The organism is Actinomycetospora chlora, from assembly GCF_039542135.1.
In the GTDB taxonomy this organism is placed as follows: Bacteria; Actinomycetota; Actinomycetes; order Mycobacteriales; family Pseudonocardiaceae; genus Actinomycetospora; species Actinomycetospora chlora.
Map to the genome: position 1 here is coordinate 18443 of NZ_BAABHO010000053.1, position 18469 is coordinate 36911.

At 76.0% G+C, this 18469-nt stretch carries 17 protein-coding genes; all 17 read right to left on the reverse strand.

What is annotated here, in order from left to right; genetic code table 11:
• Window positions 1-55 precede the first annotated feature (55 nt).
• Entirely contained in the window at window positions 56-898 is an 843-nt protein-coding gene (gene dapA / locus ABD994_RS25260; RefSeq protein WP_345422107.1) for a 4-hydroxy-tetrahydrodipicolinate synthase, read from the reverse strand.
• 34 nt (window positions 899-932) lie between these two features.
• On the reverse strand, window positions 933-1313 hold the full coding sequence (locus ABD994_RS25265) for a cupin domain-containing protein (RefSeq protein ID WP_345422112.1): 381 nt from the start codon (window positions 1311-1313) through the stop codon (window positions 933-935).
• A gap of 13 nt (window positions 1314-1326) precedes the next feature.
• The gene (locus tag ABD994_RS25270; RefSeq protein ID WP_345422117.1) at window positions 1327-2307 is read right to left on the reverse strand and encodes a malate dehydrogenase; all 981 of its coding nucleotides are present in this window, start codon (window positions 2305-2307) and stop codon (window positions 1327-1329) included.
• A gap of 73 nt (window positions 2308-2380) precedes the next feature.
• Entirely contained in the window at window positions 2381-3667 is a 1287-nt protein-coding gene (locus ABD994_RS25275; protein WP_345422124.1) for an NAD(P)/FAD-dependent oxidoreductase, read from the reverse strand.
• A 172-nt stretch (window positions 3668-3839) separates the two neighbouring features.
• A complete protein-coding gene (locus tag ABD994_RS25280) occupies window positions 3840-4484 on the reverse strand; it encodes a hypothetical protein (protein WP_345422127.1) in 645 nt (214 codons plus the stop codon).
• A gap of 83 nt (window positions 4485-4567) precedes the next feature.
• Window positions 4568-5497 (reverse strand): RluA family pseudouridine synthase, encoded by a 930-nt coding sequence (locus tag ABD994_RS25285; RefSeq protein WP_345422130.1) that lies wholly within the window; start codon window positions 5495-5497, stop codon window positions 4568-4570.
• Window positions 5494-6042, reverse strand: coding sequence for a signal peptidase II (lspA, locus tag ABD994_RS25290; RefSeq protein WP_345422133.1), 549 nt, complete (start codon window positions 6040-6042; stop codon window positions 5494-5496). The genes ABD994_RS25285 and lspA overlap by 4 nt, the downstream gene beginning before the upstream one ends.
• Window positions 6039-7634, reverse strand: a complete 1596-nt coding sequence (locus ABD994_RS25295) for a potassium/proton antiporter (protein WP_345422136.1) — start codon at window positions 7632-7634, stop codon at window positions 6039-6041. Before ABD994_RS25295 ends, lspA begins: the two co-directional genes overlap by 4 nt.
• Window positions 7635-7718: 84 nt before the next feature.
• A complete protein-coding gene (locus ABD994_RS25300) occupies window positions 7719-9320 on the reverse strand; it encodes a hypothetical protein (protein ID WP_345422139.1) in 1602 nt (533 codons plus the stop codon).
• A 66-nt stretch (window positions 9321-9386) separates the two neighbouring features.
• Window positions 9387-10316, reverse strand: a complete 930-nt coding sequence (wag31, locus tag ABD994_RS25305) for a DivIVA-like cell division protein Wag31 (RefSeq protein WP_345422142.1) — start codon at window positions 10314-10316, stop codon at window positions 9387-9389.
• A gap of 553 nt (window positions 10317-10869) precedes the next feature.
• Complete coding sequence (locus ABD994_RS31725) at window positions 10870-11745, reverse strand: cell division protein SepF (RefSeq protein ID WP_425550125.1); 876 nt, start codon at window positions 11743-11745, stop codon at window positions 10870-10872.
• A gap of 80 nt (window positions 11746-11825) precedes the next feature.
• Entirely contained in the window at window positions 11826-12554 is a 729-nt protein-coding gene (locus ABD994_RS25315; RefSeq protein ID WP_345422145.1) for a YggS family pyridoxal phosphate-dependent enzyme, read from the reverse strand.
• Window positions 12551-13306, reverse strand: a complete 756-nt coding sequence (gene pgeF / locus ABD994_RS25320) for a peptidoglycan editing factor PgeF (protein ID WP_345422148.1) — start codon at window positions 13304-13306, stop codon at window positions 12551-12553. The genes ABD994_RS25315 and pgeF overlap by 4 nt, the downstream gene beginning before the upstream one ends.
• A gap of 4 nt (window positions 13307-13310) precedes the next feature.
• Window positions 13311-14657, reverse strand: coding sequence for a cell division protein FtsZ (ftsZ, locus tag ABD994_RS25325; RefSeq protein ID WP_345422150.1), 1347 nt, complete (start codon window positions 14655-14657; stop codon window positions 13311-13313).
• A 364-nt stretch (window positions 14658-15021) separates the two neighbouring features.
• On the reverse strand, window positions 15022-15861 hold the full coding sequence (locus ABD994_RS25330; protein WP_345422152.1) for a cell division protein FtsQ/DivIB: 840 nt from the start codon (window positions 15859-15861) through the stop codon (window positions 15022-15024).
• Window positions 15858-17375, reverse strand: a complete 1518-nt coding sequence (murC, locus tag ABD994_RS25335) for a UDP-N-acetylmuramate--L-alanine ligase (protein ID WP_345422155.1) — start codon at window positions 17373-17375, stop codon at window positions 15858-15860. The genes ABD994_RS25330 and murC overlap by 4 nt, the downstream gene beginning before the upstream one ends.
• On the reverse strand, window positions 17372-18469 hold the full coding sequence (murG, locus tag ABD994_RS25340) for an undecaprenyldiphospho-muramoylpentapeptide beta-N-acetylglucosaminyltransferase (protein ID WP_345422158.1): 1098 nt from the start codon (window positions 18467-18469) through the stop codon (window positions 17372-17374). Before murG ends, murC begins: the two co-directional genes overlap by 4 nt.

Sequence of the window (18469 nt, forward strand, 5' to 3'; positions counted from 1 at the left end):
CCCTCAGAGGTGCCTTTCGGACTGGTGATCTTCTGTCGAGGGCGGGCGCGACGCGCTACAGCAGGCCGGCGCCGGCGAGGGCGGAGCGGACGACCTCGCGCTCGTGCTCGTCGGCGGAGACCATCGGCAGGCGCAGGCCGCCGACGGGGTGGCCCAGGAGCTCCAGGGCCGCCTTGACCGGGATGGGGTTGGTGGTGACGCCCAGGGCGTCGAACACCGGCTTGAGGGACGCCTCGATCTCGGCGCGCTGGTCGGGCTCGTCGACCATTCGGCGCATCGCGGGACCGACGACGTGGCTCGCGACGAGGATCCCGCCGCAGCCGCCCATCTCGAGCACCGAGCCGAAGAGGTCGTCGTTGCCGGCGTAGATGCCGAGGCCGTCGACGGGGGCGAGGCCCGCGTTGTTGGCCTGCTTGACGTAGTCGATCCGCTCGATCTGGGCCAGCTCGGCGAGCAGGTCGTTCGGCAGGTCGATGACCACGCGCGAGGGGATGTTGTAGAGCACCACGGGCTTGTCGGTGGCCCGCGCGACCTCGCCGAAGTGGGCGAGCACGCCCCGCCGGTTCGGCTTGTTGTAGTACGGCGTCACCGACAGGATCGCGTCGGCGCCGAGCGCGGTGGCCCGCTCGGTCATCTCGCAGGCGTGGCGGGTGTCGTTCGACCCCGTGGACGCGACGATCGACGCCCCCGCCGGGCGGTGCTCGACGGCGAGCTCGACGAGCCGCAGGTGCTCCTCGGTCGACAGCGTCGAGGCCTCGCCCGTCGTGCCGCACACCACCAGCCCGTCGGACCCGTTCGCGTACAGGTGGCCCATGAGGTCGACGAACGCCTTCTCGTCGACCGAGCCGTCGGGGGCGAACGGGGTCACGATGGCGGTGAGGACGGCACCCAGGGTCATGCCTCCCAGGTTGCCCCACCGGCCGTGCGCAGGTCTACGCCGGGTCGGGGCCGTCCACGTTGATCGTGGGCGGGCCCTGGCCCGCGCGGCCGATGACCGCGGTCGAGCGGTCGTCGGTGGGGTTCGACTCCCGGTGCACCGTGTGCGGCGGCACCCGCAGGAAGTCGCCGGGGCCGGCCTCGACGGCGTCGCCGCCGCCGGGGCCGAACTCCAGCTTCATCGCCCCGCGCACCACGTACAGGCTGGTCTCGTGCTCGCCGTGGTGGTGCCAACCGGAGGAGGCGCCGGGCTCGGTGTGCACGAGCCCGGCCCACAGCCCGCCGCCGTCGAAGGCCACCTGACGCCGCATCCCGGGCGTCGGGTCGCCCTCGGCCAGCTCGTCGCCGCGGAAGACCTCGACCGGTTCGCTGCTCACGAGGAGCAGGGTGTCAGACCAGGCCCAGCTTCTGCACCGCGTCGCGCTCCTCGGCCAGCTCGTTCACCGACGCGTCGATGCGCTCGCGGGAGAAGTCGCTGATCTCCAGGCCCTGGACGATCTCGAACTCCCCGTTCGACGCCGTCACGGGGAACGACGACACGAGGCCCTCGGGCACGCCGTACGAGCCGTCGGAGACGATCGCCGCCGACGTCCAGTCGTTCTCGCGGGTGCCGTTGACCCAGGTGTGGACGTGGTCGATCGCCGCCGCGGCCGCCGACGCCGCCGACGACGCGCCGCGCACCTCGATGATCTCGGCGCCGCGCTTGGCGACGCGCGGGATGAACTCGTCGGTCAGCCAGGAGCGGTCGACCTCGTCGCCGATCGGCTTGCCGTCGATCTCGGTGTAGGTGACGTCGGGGTACTGGCTGGCCGAGTGGTTGCCCCAGATCGTGACCTTGGAGACCGCGCCGACCCGCACGCCGTACCTGGTGGCGAGCTGGCCCAGGGCGCGGTTGTGGTCGAGGCGGGTCATCGCGGTGAAGCGGTCGGCCGGCACGTCGGAGTTCGACCGCGCGATGAGGGCGTTGGTGTTGGCCGGGTTGCCGACGACCAGCACCTTGACGTCGTCCGCCGCGCCGTTGAGCGCCTGGCCCTGCGGCTTGAAGATGCCGCCGTTGGCCTCGAGCAGGTCGGCGCGCTCCATCCCCTTGGTGCGGGGCCGGGCGCCCACGAGCAGCGCGACGTTGGTGCCGTCGAAGGCCTGGTTCGCGTCGTCGTAGACGTCGATGCCGTCGAGCAGCTCGAACGCCGAGTCGTTGAGCTCGAGCGCCGTGCCCTCGGCCGCCTTCACCGCGTCCGGGATCTCCAGCAGCTTGAGCCGGACCGGCACGCCCTCGCCGAGCAGGTCGCCGGCGGCGATGCGGAAGAGCAGCGCGTAGCCGATCTGTCCGGCCGCGCCGGTGACGGTGACGTTGACGGGGGTGGGCGCCATGCCGTAGCTCCTGCCTCTCGGATCAAGGTCGGTCGAGGCCGGAGCCTCGCACGTCGGCTCCGGCCGCGCGCACTCAGCCCGGGTCGTCGCCGACGACGATCTGCCCACGTCGCTGGGCGAGGTAACGGAAGGCGAGCCCGAGCGTGACGAACACGCGGTTGCGGTTGCCCAGCAGGGCGAAGATGTGCACCAGCATCCAGGTCAGCCAGGCGAGCACGCCGACGAGCTTCGGCCCGTGGGCGATGTCGGCGACGGCCGAGCCGCGCCCGATCGTCGCCATCGTGCCCTTGTCCTTGTAGCGGAACCGCGTCGTCGGCTCCCCGGCGACGACCGCCGCGATCGTGCGGGCGGCGTGCTGGCCCATCTGGATCGCGGGCTGCGCGAGCTGGGGCAGCGGGTCGTCGTCGATCACGCCGATGTCGCCGGCGACGAGGATCTCCGGGTGCTCGGGCACGCGCAGGTCGCCGCCGACGACGATGCGCCCGCCGCGGCCCTGCGGCAGGCCCCAGCTCTTCACCCGCTCGTGGGCGGCGACGCCGGTGGCCCAGATGGTCATCTGCGCCGAGAGCTCGGTGCCGTCGGCGAGCAGGACCGAGTCCGGCCGGACCTCCTTCACCGCCGACTCGAGGCGCAGCTCGACGCCGCGGCGCCGCAGCTGCTGCGCGGCGTACTCGCGCAGCTTGGGCGCGAACGGCGGGAGGATCTTGTCGGTCATCTCGACCAGCACCACGTTGACCTCGGCCGGGTCGAGCTCCGGGTACCGGTCGGGCAGGACGGTGTTGCGCAGCTCGGCCAGCGTGCCGGCCATCTCGACGCCGGTGGCGCCGCCGCCGACGATGACGACCGACGCGCCGCGGGCCTCGCCGGTGGCCGCGATGTGGTCGAGGTAGCTGGTCATGCGGTCGCGCACGGCCAGCGCCTCGGCGCGGGTGTAGATGGGGAAGGCGTGCTCGGCGGCGCCCGGGACGCCGAAGTAGTTCGTGGTCACGCCGTTGGCGATGACCAGGTAGTCGTAGTGCAGGTCCGGGCCGACGTCGAGCGAGACCGTGCGGGCCTCGGGGTCGATCGTCGTGACCTCGCCCTTGCGGAACGACGCCCCGGTGTGCGCCGCGAAGCCGCGGGCGCCGTAGGTGATGTCGCCGGGGTTCAGCGCGCCCGTCGCCACCTGGTAGAGCAGGGGCTGGAACGTGCTGTAGCTGTGCCGGTCGACGAGCGTGACGCGGACGTCGGTGCCGCGCAGGGAACGGACGGCGGCGAGACCGGCGAACCCCGCGCCGAGCACGACGACGTGCGGCCGCGGATCAGCGTTCGTGATCGACGTCCCCGAGGCCTGCGGCCGGGGTGACGGATCGGCGGTCATGGGTCCCGCTCTCCTCTCACGACGTGCCCGTCGGTGCTGGCCGTGACGATTCAGCCGCGCCGCCGGGAGGTCCCTCGGGGACCTACCCGCCATGGTCCTCCGCCACGCGACGACGGGGGCTCCGCCGGACGGCGTCACCCTGTCGACCGGCTCACAGCCGCCCCACCGCCCGCTAGGGGGGCGGCACCGGCCCGTCGTCGGGGACGGGGCCGACCGTCCCGTCCTGCTCGGGCAGCAGCGGCGACACCGCCAGCGCCCGGGTCCCGGGCGGGGCGACCTCCACGGCGCGGACGCCCGGGCGGGCCCGCAGGGCGTCCAGCGTGCCGGGGGCGGCCGGGTCGACGTCGACGACGAGGGCCACGACGCACGCGCAGCCCGCCGACAGGCGCGCCGACTCGGTGGTCGCGACCGCCGCCGCGCGCCCGGTCGAGGTCCGGGCCTGCTCCCCCGCCCGGTTCGCGGCCTGCGCCTCGGCGAGGCGCAGCGACGCCGGGACGTCGACGGTGGGGTCGAGGGTCACCTCGCGCAGCGCCGTCTGCACCCGCGGCAGGGGCACCCGGAACACCGCCTCCCGCGCCGTCACCCCCGGGGTGGCCAGCAGCGCGGCCGCGCCGCCGACGTCGAGCTCGCCGGCCAGCTCCACGAGCGCCGGCCGGGGGCCGGGCGGCCCGGGCGGGACGGCGCGCGCCCGGTCCAGGTAACCCGCGACGGTCTCCCCCGGCGCGGGGCCGAGCCGTGTGGCGTCGGTGCCTCCCGGCACGCCCGACCCGCCGCCCGGGGCGCTCGCGGACCCGGCCGCCCACGCCGTCACCAGCACGACGACGAGGACGACGGCCAGGACGATCGCCGCGGTCGGCCACCGCGGGCGGGGCTCGTCGTCCGGCTCCTCGTCGGGCGTGCTCAGCTCGCCGCCCGCAGCGTCTCCAGCGCCCGGGCCAGGTCGGGCGGGGGTTCGCTGGTGAACTCGACCCAGCGGCCGTCGGCGGGGTGGTGGAAGCCCAGCCGGTGGGCGTGCAGCCACTGCCGGGTCAGGCCGAGGCTGCGGGCGAGCACCGGGTCGGCGCCGTAGGTCAGGTCGCCGACGCAGGGGTGGCGGACCGCGGAGAAGTGCACGCGGATCTGGTGGGTGCGTCCGGTCTCCAGCTCCACCTCGAGCAGCGACGCCGCCCGGAACGCCTCGAGCGTGCGGTAGTGGGTGACGCTGGGCCGGCCGTCGCGCATCACCGCGAAGCGCCAGTCGTGCTTGGGGTGGCGGTCGATCGGGGCGTCGATCGTGCCCTCGCTCGGGTCCGGGTGGCCCTGCACGGTCGCGAGGTAGACCTTCGAGACCGTCCGCTCGCGGAAGGCGTCCTTGAGCACCGAGTACGCCCGCTCGGACTTGGCCACCACCATCACCCCGGTGGTGCCCGCGTCGAGCCGGTGCACGATCCCCTGGCGCTCGGCGGCACCGCTGGTGGCGATGCCGATGCCCAGCGCCGCGAGCCCGGCGACGACGGTCGGGCCGCTCCAGCCGGGGCTGGGGTGCACGGCGACCCCGACGGGCTTGTCGACGACGACGATCTCGTCGTCCTCGTACAGCACGACCAGTCCCTCGACGGCCTCGGCGGTGACCACCGGCGTCGCCTCGGCGGGCTCGGGCAGCTCGACCTCGAGCCAGGCGCCCGCGACCAGACGGTCGGACTTGCCCGCCGGCGCGCCGTCGAGGCGCACCGCGCCGTCGGCGGCGAGGTCGGCGACGGCGGTGCGCGAGAGCCCGAGCATCCGCGACAGGCCGGCGTCGAGCCGCATGCCGTCGAGCCCGTCGGGCACCGGGAGCGTGCGGAGGCTCACTGCCCCTCCCCTCCGGTCCGGCTGCCGTCGAGGTCGCGGCCGAGCAGCGCGAGCAGCACGAGCAGCACGCCGCCGACCGTGATCGCGGAGTCGGCCACGTTGAACACCGGGAACCAGCCGACGGACACGAAGTCGACGACGTGGCCCTGCAGCGGCCCGGGGCCGCGGAAGAAGCGGTCGACGAGGTTGCCCAGCGCTCCCCCGAGCACCAGCCCGAGGGCGACCGCCCAACCGCGCGAGCGGAGCCGCCGCGCGAACCGCGCGATGCCGATCACCACCGCCAGCGCGACCAGCGTCAGCACCCACGTCATGCCCGTGGCCAGCGAGAACGCCGCGCCGGGGTTGCGGATCAGGGTGAACGAGACGAGGTCGCCCACGAGCGGCACCCGCTCGCCGTCCCGCAGCCACGACACCATGACGATCTTCGTGACGAGGTCGAGGGCGACCACCGCGAGCGTGAGGACGACCAGCGTGGTGACCCGTCGGGGCGGGGGGTCCGCGGGCGGCGCCTCGGGGGTGCCCGCGGCGTCGGGTGCGCTGCTCACGTCCCCATCGTCCCAGGACCCGTGCCGTCGCCCGGTGGGCGGCGCACCCGCGGCGGGTCGGTGGCGCGCGACCCGCCGTCCGCGGTGCGCCGGGAGCCGTCGCGCAGGCCCGGCGCGCCGCCCGTGTCGCCGCGCCAGCGCGCCAGGCGACCGGAGCGGTCGACCGAGCGCAGCCGCTCCTCGGCGGCGGCGCGGGCGGTCTCGGTGGTGACGACGAGCAGCTGGTCGCCCTCCTGGATACGGCTCTCGCCCTGCGGGGTGAAGCTCGCACCGTTGCGGACCACGAGGCTCAGGCCGGCCCCGTCGGGCAGGCGCAGCTCGCGGACGTAGACGCCGTGCAGGCGGGAGCCCTCCGGCACGGTCATCTGCAGCAGGTCGGCGCGCAGGGTGTCGAGCGGGGCGGCGTCGACCTGGATCTCCTCGACCCGTGAGTCCCCGGCGAGCCCGAGCGCGCGGGCCACGAACGGCAGCGTCGTGCCCTGCACGAGCACCAGCACCACCACCAGCACGAAGACGGCGTCGACGAGGGCCTGGGCGCCGGGCACGCCCTCGGTGAGCGGGATCAGGGCCAGCACGATCGGCACCGCCCCGCGCAGCCCCGCCCAGGACAGGAACACCTGCTCGCGCCACGGCACCCGGAAGCCGACGGTCGCGGCGACCACCGACAGCGGGCGCGCGGCGAGCACCAGCACCGCACCGGCGATGAGGGCGGGCACGATCGCCAGGGCCAGGCGGTCCGGGGACACGAACAGCCCGAGCAGCACGAACAGCCCGATCTGGGAGAGCCAGCCCAGGCCCTCGGCGAACGAGCGGGTGCCTTCGCGGTGCGGCAGCGTCGAGTTCCCGAGCACGAGGGCCGCGGTGTAGGTGGCGAGCAGGCCCGACGCGTGCAGGAGCTGGGCGGACGCGAAGGCGAGCACGCAGACCGCGAGCGTCGCGAGGGGGTAGAGGCCGGTCGCGGGCAGCGCGGCCCGCCGGAGCCCGTACGCCCCGAGGCGTCCGAGCGCGGCGCCGAGGAGCCCGCCGAGGACGAGCTCGTAGACCACGAGCAGCGGGTCGAGCCAGGTCAGGGTGGCCGCCGAGGAGAGCAGCACCACGGCGAGGAACACCGGCGCGTCGTTGAGGCCGGACTCGAGCTCCAGCGAGCCCACGAGGCGGCCACCGAGGCCCAGGTTGCGCAGCACGCTGAACACCGCCGCCGCGTCGGTCGAGGAGAGCACCGCACCCCAGAGGAACGCGATCCGCAGGTCGAGGCCCAGCAGCGCCCACAGAGCGAGCCCGGTGACGCCGATGCTCACCGCGACCGCCACCGTCGAGAGCGCGACCCCGATGCCCAGGGCGGGGCGGACGGTGCTCCACCGCGTCGAGAGACCGCCGTCGGCGAGGATCAGCACGAGGGCGGCGACGCCGAGGGCCTGGGTGAGGGCGACGTCGTCGAAGCGGATGCCGAGCCCGGACTCCCCCAGCGCCACGCCGATCCCGAGGTAGATCAGCAGCGATGGGAGCCCGACGCGCGTCGACACGCGCACGGCCAGCACCGCGACGAGCACGACGCCCGCGCCCACCCCGAGCAGGAGCGGGAGCCGGTCCACGCGTCGCACCCCCTCACCTCACGGAGGCACGACCCTAGCGAGCGGACACCGTCGGGGACGGGCGGGATCTCCCGGCCGGACGGCTCAGCGGCGGCTGTCGGCGCTGCGGGCCCCGGTGAGCGCCGTGACCGGCGTGCACCACGAGCAGCCCGTGAACCCGAGGTCGACCGCCTCGCCGACCGGCAGCGGGATGACCTCGCGGCCGTAGAGGTAGCTGCAGCGTCCCAGGTGGAACAGCGGCTCCTCGTCGATCACCAGGACCTCGTCGTCCAGGCCGGCGACCGCCTGGCGGACGGCGTCGTCGACGACCTCCTCCTCCGGCGAGGCGGCCGGCGGCGGGGGCGGGGGCGGCGGGGGCGAGCCGGGAGGCGGACCGGCGGGCGGGCGGCCGGGGCCCTGACCGGCGGGCGGGCCGCCCGGGACCCCGGGCGGCGGGCCCGCGGGCGCCCCCGGTGGGGGTCCCGCGGGACGTCCGGGCGGGCCGCCGTTGGCGGCCGGGGCGCCGGCTCCGTCGGCGGGGACCTGGCGCATTCGCGCGAGGTCGCTCATGTCCAAGCGCGTGGTGGCCGTGTCGTCGCCGCCCGGAGCGGCGCGGCCGGGCGAGCCCGGCTCGGCGGCCGCGCTGGCGGACCCGGGGCCGGACGGCGGGCCGGACGCGACCCGGGCCCCGCCGAGCCGGGCCTCCGCGGGCGTGCCCGGCATGGGCAGCATGCCCAGCAGCAGCGCGCCCCGGGGGGCGCCGGCCACGCGGGAGGGATCGGTGCCGGGACGCGACGTGGTGGTCGCCCAGCGCGAGGCGGCCGCCGGCACCGGGGGCGCCGACGGGGTGGACGGGCGCGAGGGCCCCGACGGCGCCGACGGCGCCGAGGAGGTGCCCGCCGGCCGTGCCGGAGCGCCGTCCTCGGTCGGTGGGGCGCCCTGCGGCGGCGCGGACGGCCCCGGCGAGCTCCCCGACGACGCCGCGGCAGCGCCCGCGGCGAGGCCCGCCGCGCCGGCGACACCGGCGGCGCCCACCGCGCCCGCCGTGTAGCGGCCGTCGCGCTGGTCGCCCTCGACGCGCAGGTCACGCTGATCGGGCTCGCCGCGGTCGTCGTGCCCGTCGTGTCCGGCGGAGCCGTCCGGTCCGCGGCGCGGGTCACGGCCGTCGCGGCCGTCGCGCGCGTCCTGGCCGCGCTCGCCGTCGGGACCCGACCGACCCGGCCCCGACGCACCGACGGCGGCCGTCGCGGCCTCGGGGGGCGGACCAGGCGGACCGGGCGGACGGCCCGGCGCACCCTGCGGGGGTCCCTGGTGCGCGCCCTGCTGGGCGCCCGGTGGGGGTCCGCCCGGCGGCCGACCGCCGGTGGTCGGCGCGGCGGCCTCCGGGGAGCCCTGCCCGGGGGCCGAGGAGTGCGGCACCGGGGCGAACCCGGAGGACGGGGCGCCGGACCCTGCCGACGGAGGTGCCGACGGAGGTGCGGACGGGGGAACGGCCGTCGGACCGGAGGAGCCGGCCGGCGCGGCGGCGGCGTCACGCCGCCGGTCGCGCTCCCGCCGGCGTCGACGCAGGACGTCGGCCACGAGGAGGACGGCCGCGAGCACGCTGGCGACCACGGACCCCCAGGCCCAGGTCGCCACCGAGGTGACGACCGCGACCACGAGGAGCCCGAAGGCGATCAGTACACAGAGCAGGACGAGCAGCAGCACGATCGGACCCCCGAACCCCGGGCCACGGGCCCGCGCGCCGGGTGGCGCGCGGGCCGGCGGCGTCCGTCAGCTGCCGGCTTCGGCTCGCGAGCCGTAGCCGCTGGTGGCGTACCCGCCGCTGCCGTTGCGCCCGTTGTCCGGCGCCGCGGAGCCCCGACCGTCGAGGTCGCGCAGCTGCGACTCGAGGTAGGTCTTCAGGCGGGTGCGGTACTCGCGCTCGAAGGTGCGCAGCTCGTCGATCTTCTTCTCGAGCCCGCCCTTCTGCTGCTCGATGAGGCTGATCGTCTCGTTGTGCTTGCGCTGCGCGTCGCGCTCGAGCGTCGACGCCTTGTCGCGCGCCTGGCGCTCCAGCGTCTCGGCGCGGGTGCGCGCGTCGTTCAGCATCGTCTCGGCGCGGGTGCGGGCCTCGTTGACCATGCTGTCCGACTTGGTGCGCGCCTCGGAGAGCAGCTGCTCGGACTTGGTGCGCGCGTCGGCGAGCATCCCGTCGGCCTCGGACTTGGCCTCGGCGGTGAGCCGGTCGGCCATCTCCTGGGCGAGCCCGAGGACCTTGGCGGCCTGGACGTGGTGGTCACCGCCACCGCCGCCGCCCTGCTGCTCCGACATCCCGAACGGGGGCGGGGCGACCGCCTGCGTCACGGGCTGCGGCTGCTGCTGCGGCTGCTGCGGCGGCATCGGCTGCTGCACGGTGCGGGGGGCGTCCTCCACGGGACGCGCCGGCGGCGGGGCCGAGACCTGCGTGGCCGGCCCGGAGCTCTGGCTCGGGGCGGACGCGGCCTTGCTGCGGGCGTCGTCGAGGTCCGCGTGCGCGGACGAGAGCTGCTGCTCGAGCTGCTCGACCTGCTCGCGGAGATCGTTGTTCTCCTCCAGCAGGCGACCGAGCTCGGCCTCGACGAGGTCGAGGAACGCGTCGACCTCGTCCTCGTTGTAGCCCCTTTTCCCGATCGGCGGCTTGCTGAACGCGACGTTGTGAACGTCGGCAGGGGTCAGCGGCATCGGATCTCCTCAAGCACTCCTCGGCTGCGGAACCCCAGGTACCTCGGGCTCTTCGAGCTCCGCCACCCGCAGAGTACGACCTCTGCGAGCGACAGAACCATAATGGACGGGTCCAGTGACGCGCTGCCCTCGATGCCCGGATGGTGACGCAGCGCCACGAGCGGGGCCTCGTGAACCCACAGACCTACCGGTGACCGGGACGAGCGGCGATCCGCCGACCGGGTCGTGACGTTCCGTGCCCCTCTACGTGCGGTGACAGGGGTGTCTCCCGGGCCTGCCGGGGCGCGCGCCCTTCTCCGGGCGCGCTCGGCGCACGCAGGACACCATCCGGCGCGCCACGGGTGTCATCGCCCGTTCGGCCGCGTGGCGCGGGGCCGTGACCGGCTCGAGATCGGGCCGAGATAGGGATGTCGGCGCGCCGCGAGCGACACACGGAATCCGCACACCGGGGCGCGACACGTGATCGAGATCGCGTCGGCCACCGATCGGAAGGCAAGCTTGCCATATCCGCCGACTCATCCGTTCGGCAGGGTCCGTTGGGCCGAACCGGTCCTCAGGACGTCTTCGCGTAGTTGGTCTCCGCGAGCTTGCGGCGGTCCGACGCCGAGACCTCGACGTTCGGCGGTGAGAGCAGGAACACCCGGTTGGTCACCTTCTCGATGGAGCCGCGCAGGGCGAAGGCCAGGCCGGCGGCGAAGTCGACGAGGCGCTTGGCCCCGGCGTCGTCCATCTCGGTCAGGTTCATGATCACCGGAATGCCGTCGCGGTAGCGCTCGCCGATGAGCCGCGCCTCGTTGTAGCTCGTGGGCTGGAGCGAGGTGATCTCGGCCGGCCCGGTCTGCGGGTCCGGCTCCGCCGCCGCCGCGACGGGCTTGGCCGCCTTGGCCGGAGCCGCCGCCGGGGCCGCCGGGGCAGGGGCGGCGGGCGCGGCGGCCGTCGCCGACGACGAGCCCGCGAGGGCGGCCGACGACGCGGAGGAGAGCGACGGCGGGGTGCGGTGGGTGGTCGGGCGCACCGACGTGTGGCTCGGGCCGGTGTTCGCCGCCCACGTCCGCCCCCGGCCGGCGCGCGACACGCTCTCGGTCGGCGCCTCGTCCTCGCGCCGGATCTCGGTGACCTCCGGGTCGCGCGGCCGCGGCGTGCGGCGCTCGCGGGAGTCCTCGTACCGGTCGTAGCGGTCGTACCGGTCCGCGCGCTCCGAGCGGTCCGAGCGGTCGTCGTCGTGGCGCCCACCGGCGTAGCGGTCGTACCCGCGGTCCGACTCGTAGGATTCGTAGCGGTCGTCGTAGCGGTCGTAGCGGTGGCGGTCGCCGGAGTGACGGTCGACGGGGTGCCGGTCGTAGCGGTCGTCGTCGTAGCCGTCGTAGGAGTCCAGCTCGTCGGCGGGGACCATGCCGAAGTACGCCTTCACCCGGTGCAGAGTGGTCATGGCTCTCCCTGTCCGACGGGACACCGTGCTCTCGCGTCCCGTGAGTCACATCAGTGTCGTTCACTCACACGGAACGCTAGCTACCGTCGGCCGAGCAGTGCCGTTCCGACACGCACGCACGTCGACCCGTACGCGACCGCGTCCTCGAGATCCCCCGACATCCCCGCCGACAGCGTCACCGCGCGGGGGTGCGCCGCGCGTACCCGCTGCGCCACCTCCCACACCGTGGCGAAGGCCTCGCGGGGTGCGATGCCCTGGGGCGCCACGGTCATCACCCCGCCCAGGGACAGGTGCGCGCAGCCCCCGACGCGGTCGGCCAGCGCCGGCACCTCGTCGACGGGCGCGCCGCCGCGGTCCGGGTCGGCGTCCACCGAGACCTGGACGAGCACCTCGAGGGGCTCCTGCCGCTCCCCCGCGTCGAGGGCCTTGGCGGCGGCGTTCTCCAGCGCGTCGACGAGACGCGCGGAGTCGACCGAGTCGACGGCGTGGGCCCACCGCACGAGGCTGCGGGCCTTGTTGCGCTGCAGGCGCCCGACGACGTGCCAGCGGGCCGCGACCCCGGGGCGCAACGACGCGAGCTCGGCGGCCTTGGCCGCGCCCTCCTGCTCCTTGTTCTCCCCGAAGGCGCTCAGGCCGAGGTCGGTGAGCAGGGCGACGTCCTGCGCGGGCCACGTCTTGGTCACCGCGAGCAGCCCGACCTCGTCGGGGTCGCGCCCCGCCGCGCGGGCGGCGTCGGCCACCCGCGCCCGCACGGCCGCGAGGGCCTCGGCGAGCTCGTCGCGGCGGCCGTCCTCGGGCGTCGCCGTCACGGGCGGGCGTACTCCCACCACGTCACGCCGGCCAGGCGTCCCGTGGGCTGCGCGCGGCGGTGGCTGAAGAGCTGGTCGTCCTCGAAGGTGCAGCGGCCGTCCGTGTCGACGCGGGTGACGCCGAGCTCGGCCAGGCGGCGGCGCAGGCCGGCGCGCAGGTCGAGCCCCGGGGTGCCGACGCGCGTGGTCGACGCGCTGCCGGGCAGCGCCGCTTCCACCTCGTCGCGCATGGCGGCGGGCACCTCGTAGCACTCGCCGCAGACCGCCGGCCCGAGGAGCGCCTCGACGCGCCCGGTGTCGGCGCCCAGCGCGGCCATCGCCTCCAGGGTGCGGTCGAGCACGCCGTCGGCCGCGCCGCGACGGCCCGCGTGGGCGGCCGCGACCACGCCGGCACCCGGGTCGGCGAGCAGCACGGGCACGCAGTCGGCCACGACGACGGCGAGGGCCAGCCGGGGCCGGTCGGTGACCAGGGCGTCCGCGGTGGGCGTCCCGCCGCCGGGCTCGGTCACGGTGGCGACGTCGGTGCCGTGCACCTGGTGCATCCACGCGACCCGCTCCGGGCCGAGGCCGATGCCCTCGCCGAGCCGCCGGCGGTTGGCCGCGACGGCGGCCGGGTCGTCGCCGACGTGGTCGCCGAGGTTGAACGACGCGTACGGGGCGGCCGAGCGCCCGCCGGCCCGCGTGGTGAACACGCGCCGGACGCGGACGGGCGGGGAGCTCGTCGCGGACGGGGTTCCGGAGGGCGCGGCCACGTCCTCAGCGTCTCATGAACGACGGCACGTCCACGTCGTCCTCGTCCGCGGTGCGCGCGGCCGGCGTCTCGGGGGCGGTCGGGTTCGCCGGCGTCGTGGCGGCCGGCGGGGTCACCGGCGGCGCGGACGCGGCCGCCTCCCCCGCGGGGTCGCTGGGCGCGGGACCCGACGAGCCGGCGCCGTTGGTCGCGGGGACCGCCGGGGCGGGACGGTCGACCGAGGCACGGTCGACGGCGGGCGTCGCGGGGATCGTCGGCGCGGCCGAGACCGCGGGCGAGGGGCCGCCGTTCGCGTGGGTGGGCGCCGCCGGGCGCTGGACCTGCCCGGCCTGGGCCGAGACGGTCGCGCCGGACGAGCCGGTCGCCGCGCCGAGCGCGTGGGGCTCGAGCTTCTTGTGGGTCGGCGCGCCGGAGTCGAAGCCCGCGGCGATGACGGTGACCCGCACCTCGTCGCCCAGCGAGTCGTCGATGACCGTCCCGAAGATGATGTTGGCCTCGGGGTGTGCCGCCTCCTGGACGAGCGACGCCGCCTCGTTGATCTCGAACAGGCCGAGGTCCGAGCCGCCCGCGATCGAGAGCAGCACCCCGTAGGCGCCGTCCATGCTCGCCTCGAGCAGCGGGGAGTTGATGGCCTTGCCCGCCGCCTCCACCGAGCGGTTCTCGCCCCGCGCGGCGCCGATGCCCATCAGCGCGCTGCCCGCCCCGGACATGACGCTCTTGACGTCGGCGAAGTCCAGGTTGATGAGGCCCGGCGTGGTGATGAGGTCGGTGATGCCCTGGACGCCGGACAGGAGCACCTCGTCCGCGCTGCGGAAGGCGTCCATCAGGCTCAGGCCCACGTCGCCGAGCTGCAGCAGGCGGTCGTTGGGGATGACGATGAGCGTGTCGCACTCGTTGCGCAGCTCGGTGATGCCGTTCTCGGCCTGGGTGGCGCGGCGCTTGCCCTCGAAGTTGAAGGGCCGCGTCACGACGCCGATCGTCAGGGCGCCGAGCTTGCGGGCGATGCTCGCGACGACGGGCGCGCCGCCGGTGCCGGTGCCGCCGCCCTCCCCCGCGGTCACGAAGACCATGTCGGCCCCCTTGAGGACCTCCTCGATCTCCTCGCGGTGGTCCTCCGCGGCCCGCCGGCCCACGTCGGGCGCCGCCCCGGCACCGAGCCCGCGCGTCAGCTCGCGGCCGACGTCGAGCTTCACGTCGGCGTCCGACATCAGCAGGGCCTGGGCGTCGGTGTTCACGGCGATGAACTCGACGCCCTTGAGGCCGACCTCGATCATGCGGTTGACGGCGTTGACGCCGCCACCACCGATGCCGACCACCTTGATCACGGCCAGGTAGTTGTGCGGGGGCGTCATGCGATCCGCCTTTCGGGGCTGGGTCGGGCGTCCGGCGTGTCGCAACCCTCGACCTCTGGTGGAGGTCTACGGTGAGGGTCCTCATCGGCGACGTGCGCACGGTAGGCAGGCGTCCACCGGCATTTCCACGAGGCGCGCCGGGCGTGTCCGCACCTCATGGCACCCGCTCGCCGGGCGGTCGCGAACCCTCGACCCGTGCTCGAGACTTCTCGTCGAGCGAGGGGCACCCTCGGTCGGATAGATGAGCGAGGGGCGCCCCTGGGCGGAACGGGTCGGGTGGCGAACGTTCCGGTGAGGGGGACCGTTCGGCGGCTAGATCGAGGGAGGGTGCCCCTCGCTCGGAACGGGGGGCCGCGGCGCGACGTCAGCGGACGACGGCGAGGTCCGGGGTGGAGACGTCGTAGACCGAGCCCGGGCGGGTCAGCAGCGCGTTCAGCACCGCCGCCTTGCGGTCGTTGTCCGCGTCGGCGCCCCAGCGCACCTCGCGGTTGTTGGTCAGCACGAAGGCGACGTCGTACGGGCCCTCCGCGCGGACCTCGACCAGGTCGGCGCGCAGCGACGCCGGCAGGGCGACCACGACGTCGGCGGCGGCGCGGGTGCCGGGCTCGTCCGGGGACGGCAGGACCCCCGGGGGCAGCGTCAGCGTGGGGACGCCCGCCGGGCGCTGCGGGATGACGCGGTAGCCGAACCCGGTGGCGTCGACGAGCAGGAACCCGCCGCCCGGGGCCGTCGCGGCGAGCACCGGCTCGCGCTCGGAGACGCTGACGACGAGCGTGCCGGGCCAGTCGCGCGCCACGTCGACCGACGCGATGCGGGGCAGCGTGCGGACCCGCTCGGCGACGTCGTCGCCGTCCAGCCAGAGCAGGGACGTCGACGGCGCCACGGCCGCCGCGGAGCGCACCGCCTCCACCTGGTCGGGCGCGGCCCCCACCACGTGCACGTCGCGCACGTCGAGCAGCGGCGACCAGACCGTCACGTAGACCAGCGCGGCGAGGACGACCAGCGCGGCCGCCAGCCCGATCCACAGCCCGCGCCGTCGCCGGCCGGTGCTCGGCAACGCGGGCCGGACCCGCTGCGCCCGGCCCGGCGAGCCCGACGCGGCCCCGGAGGGACGCGCGCCGGCGCCCCCCGAGCGGCGGTCACCCGCCCGCCCCGACCGGCCACCCCGCGCGGGGCGGCCGGTGGGCCGGGCGGACCCGCTCACCGCGGTGGGGTCCCGGCCGTGTCGTGGGTGCCGTCGACGGGTTCGTGCCCGGCCCGGCGCTCCAGCTCGGAGAGCACCTCGGGCCCGAGGACGGTGATGTCGCCCGCGCCCATCGTCACGACGAGGTCGCCGGGCCGGGCGAGGTCGGCGAGCAGCGCCGGCACCTGGCCCCACGACGGCTCGTAGTGCACGTGCTCGGGCGGCAGCGTGAGCTGGCGGGCGATGAGCTCGCCGTTGATGCCGGGCTCGGGCTGCTCGCGGGCGCCGTAGACGTCGAGCACCACGACCTCGTCGGCCAGCGAGAGCGCCGCGCCGAACTCGGCGGCGAAGTCGCGGGTGCGGGAGTAGAGGTGCGGCTGGAACGCGACGATGAGCCGCCCCGACCCGCCGAGCACCGGGCGCGCGGCGCGCAGCTGGGCGGCGACCTTGGTGGGTGCGTGGGCGTAGTCGTCGTAGACGCGGACGCCGTCGGCGGTGCCGCGGTACTCGAAGCGCCGGCGCACCCCGTCGAACCCGGCCAGGCCGCCGAGCAGCCCGTCGAGCGGGGCGCCGAGGTCGAGGCCCGCGAGCAGGGCGGCGCAGGCGTTGAGCGCCTGGTGCTCGCCGGGGACGCCGAGGCGCAGCTCGGTCTCCCGCCCGGCGACCTCGAGGCGCAGGACGCCGGTCGAGCCCTCGGCGCGGTAGTCGAGCACGCGCGCGTCCTGGGGGCCGGCGGCCGCGCGGCCGTAGCGGCGCACCCGCACCCCGGCCTGCTCGGCGCGCTCGCCCAGGGCCGCCGCGCCCGGGTCGTCGGCGCAGACCACGAGGGCGCCGCCCGGCTCGATCCGGGCCGCGAACGCGTCGAACACGGCCACGTAGGCCTCGACGGTGCCGTGGTGGTCGAGGTGGTCGGGCTCGATGTTGGTCACGATCGCCACGGCCGGCGAGTAGGCGAGGAACGAGCCGTCGCTCTCGTCGGCCTCGGCGACGAACACGTCGCCGAGCCCGTGGTGGGCGCTCGAGCCGGAGGCGAGCAGGTCGCCACCGATCATGAACGAGGGGTCGGTGCCGCACGCCTGCAGCGCGACGACCAGCATCGACGTCGTCGACGTCTTGCCCGCGCTGCCCGAGACGCAGGCCGCGCGGTGGTCGGCCATGAGCTCGGCGAGCACCGCGGAGCGGTGCAGCACCGGGACGCCGCGGGCGGCCGCCTCGAGGAGCTCGGGGTTGTCCGGGTCGGCCTGGTGCACGGCCTTGGTGGTGACGAGGACGGTCGGGCCGCCGGGCAGCAGGTCCAGGTTGTGCGCGTCGTGGCCGACGGCGACCTCGGCGCCGAGCGTGCGCAGCGCGAGCACCGCCCGGGAGTCCTTGGCGTCCGAGCCGGACACCATCGCGCCGCGCGCGAGCAGGATGCGCGCGATCCCGCTCATCGCCGCGCCGCCCGCGCCGATGAAGTGCACCCGCGACAGCAGGGGCGGCAACGGGGGCACGCCCGCGTCCGCACCGACGTGCTGCTCGGTCTCGGTCGGGCTCATGTCCGGCCCCTCTCGCTCACGAGCGTGCCCGCCACCTCGAGCACCACCCGCGCCAGTGTCTCGTCCGCTCCCGCGTGCCCCGAACGCCGGGCCGCCGCGGCGGTGGCGGCGAGCCGCCGGGGGTCGGCGACGAGGTCCGTCACCAGGGACGTCACGACGTCGCCGGTCAGCTCGGCGTCCGCGACGAGCTCCCCGCCCCCGGCGTCGACGACGGGCCGGGCGTTGAGCGCCTGCTCGCCGTTGCCGTGCGGCAGGGGCACGTAGATCGCGGGGAGCCCGACCGTCGAGACCTCGGCGACGGTCATCGCGCCCGCCCGGCACAGCGCGACGTCGGCGGCGGCGTAGGCCAGGTCCATGCGCTCGAGGTAGGGCACCGGGACGTAGCCGGGCGCGGAGACGGTGGGCTCGTTCTTCGGCCCGTGCGCGTGCAGCACCCACACCCCCGCGGCCGTCAGGGCGGGCACGGCCGCGGAGACGGCCTCGTTGAGCGAGCGGGCGCCCTGCGAGCCGCCGAAGACCAGCAGCACCGGCGCCTCGGGGTCGAGCCCGAAGTGCTCGCGGGCCTGCGCCCGCAGCCCGGCGCGGTCGAGCTCGGTGATCGCCGTCCGCAGCGGGATGCCGACGACCCGCGCGCCGGCGAGCCCGCTGCCCGGCACGGCGGCGAGGACGTCGCGGGCGAACCGGGCCCCGACCTTGTTGGCGACGCCGGCGCGCGCGTTGGCCTCGTGCACGACGATCGGCAGGCGCAGCGACGCCGCCGCGAGGTAGGCGGGCAGCGCGACGTAGCCGCCGAACCCGACGACGACGTCCGCGCCGACGTCGCGCAGCACCCGGCGGGTGCGGTGCACCGAGCGCACGACCCGGTAGGGCAGCCGGGCCAGGTCCGCGTTGGGCTTGCGGGGCAGCGGGACCGGCGGGATGAGCTCCAGCGGGTAGCCGCGCGCGGGGATGAGCCGGGTGTCCAGGCCCCGCTCGGTGCCCAGCGCGGTGACGCGGGCGTCGGGCTCGAGGCGGCGCACCGCGTCGGCGGTGGCCAGGGCGGGCTCGACGTGCCCGGCGCTGCCGCCGCCGGCCACGACCACCGAGACTGTCAT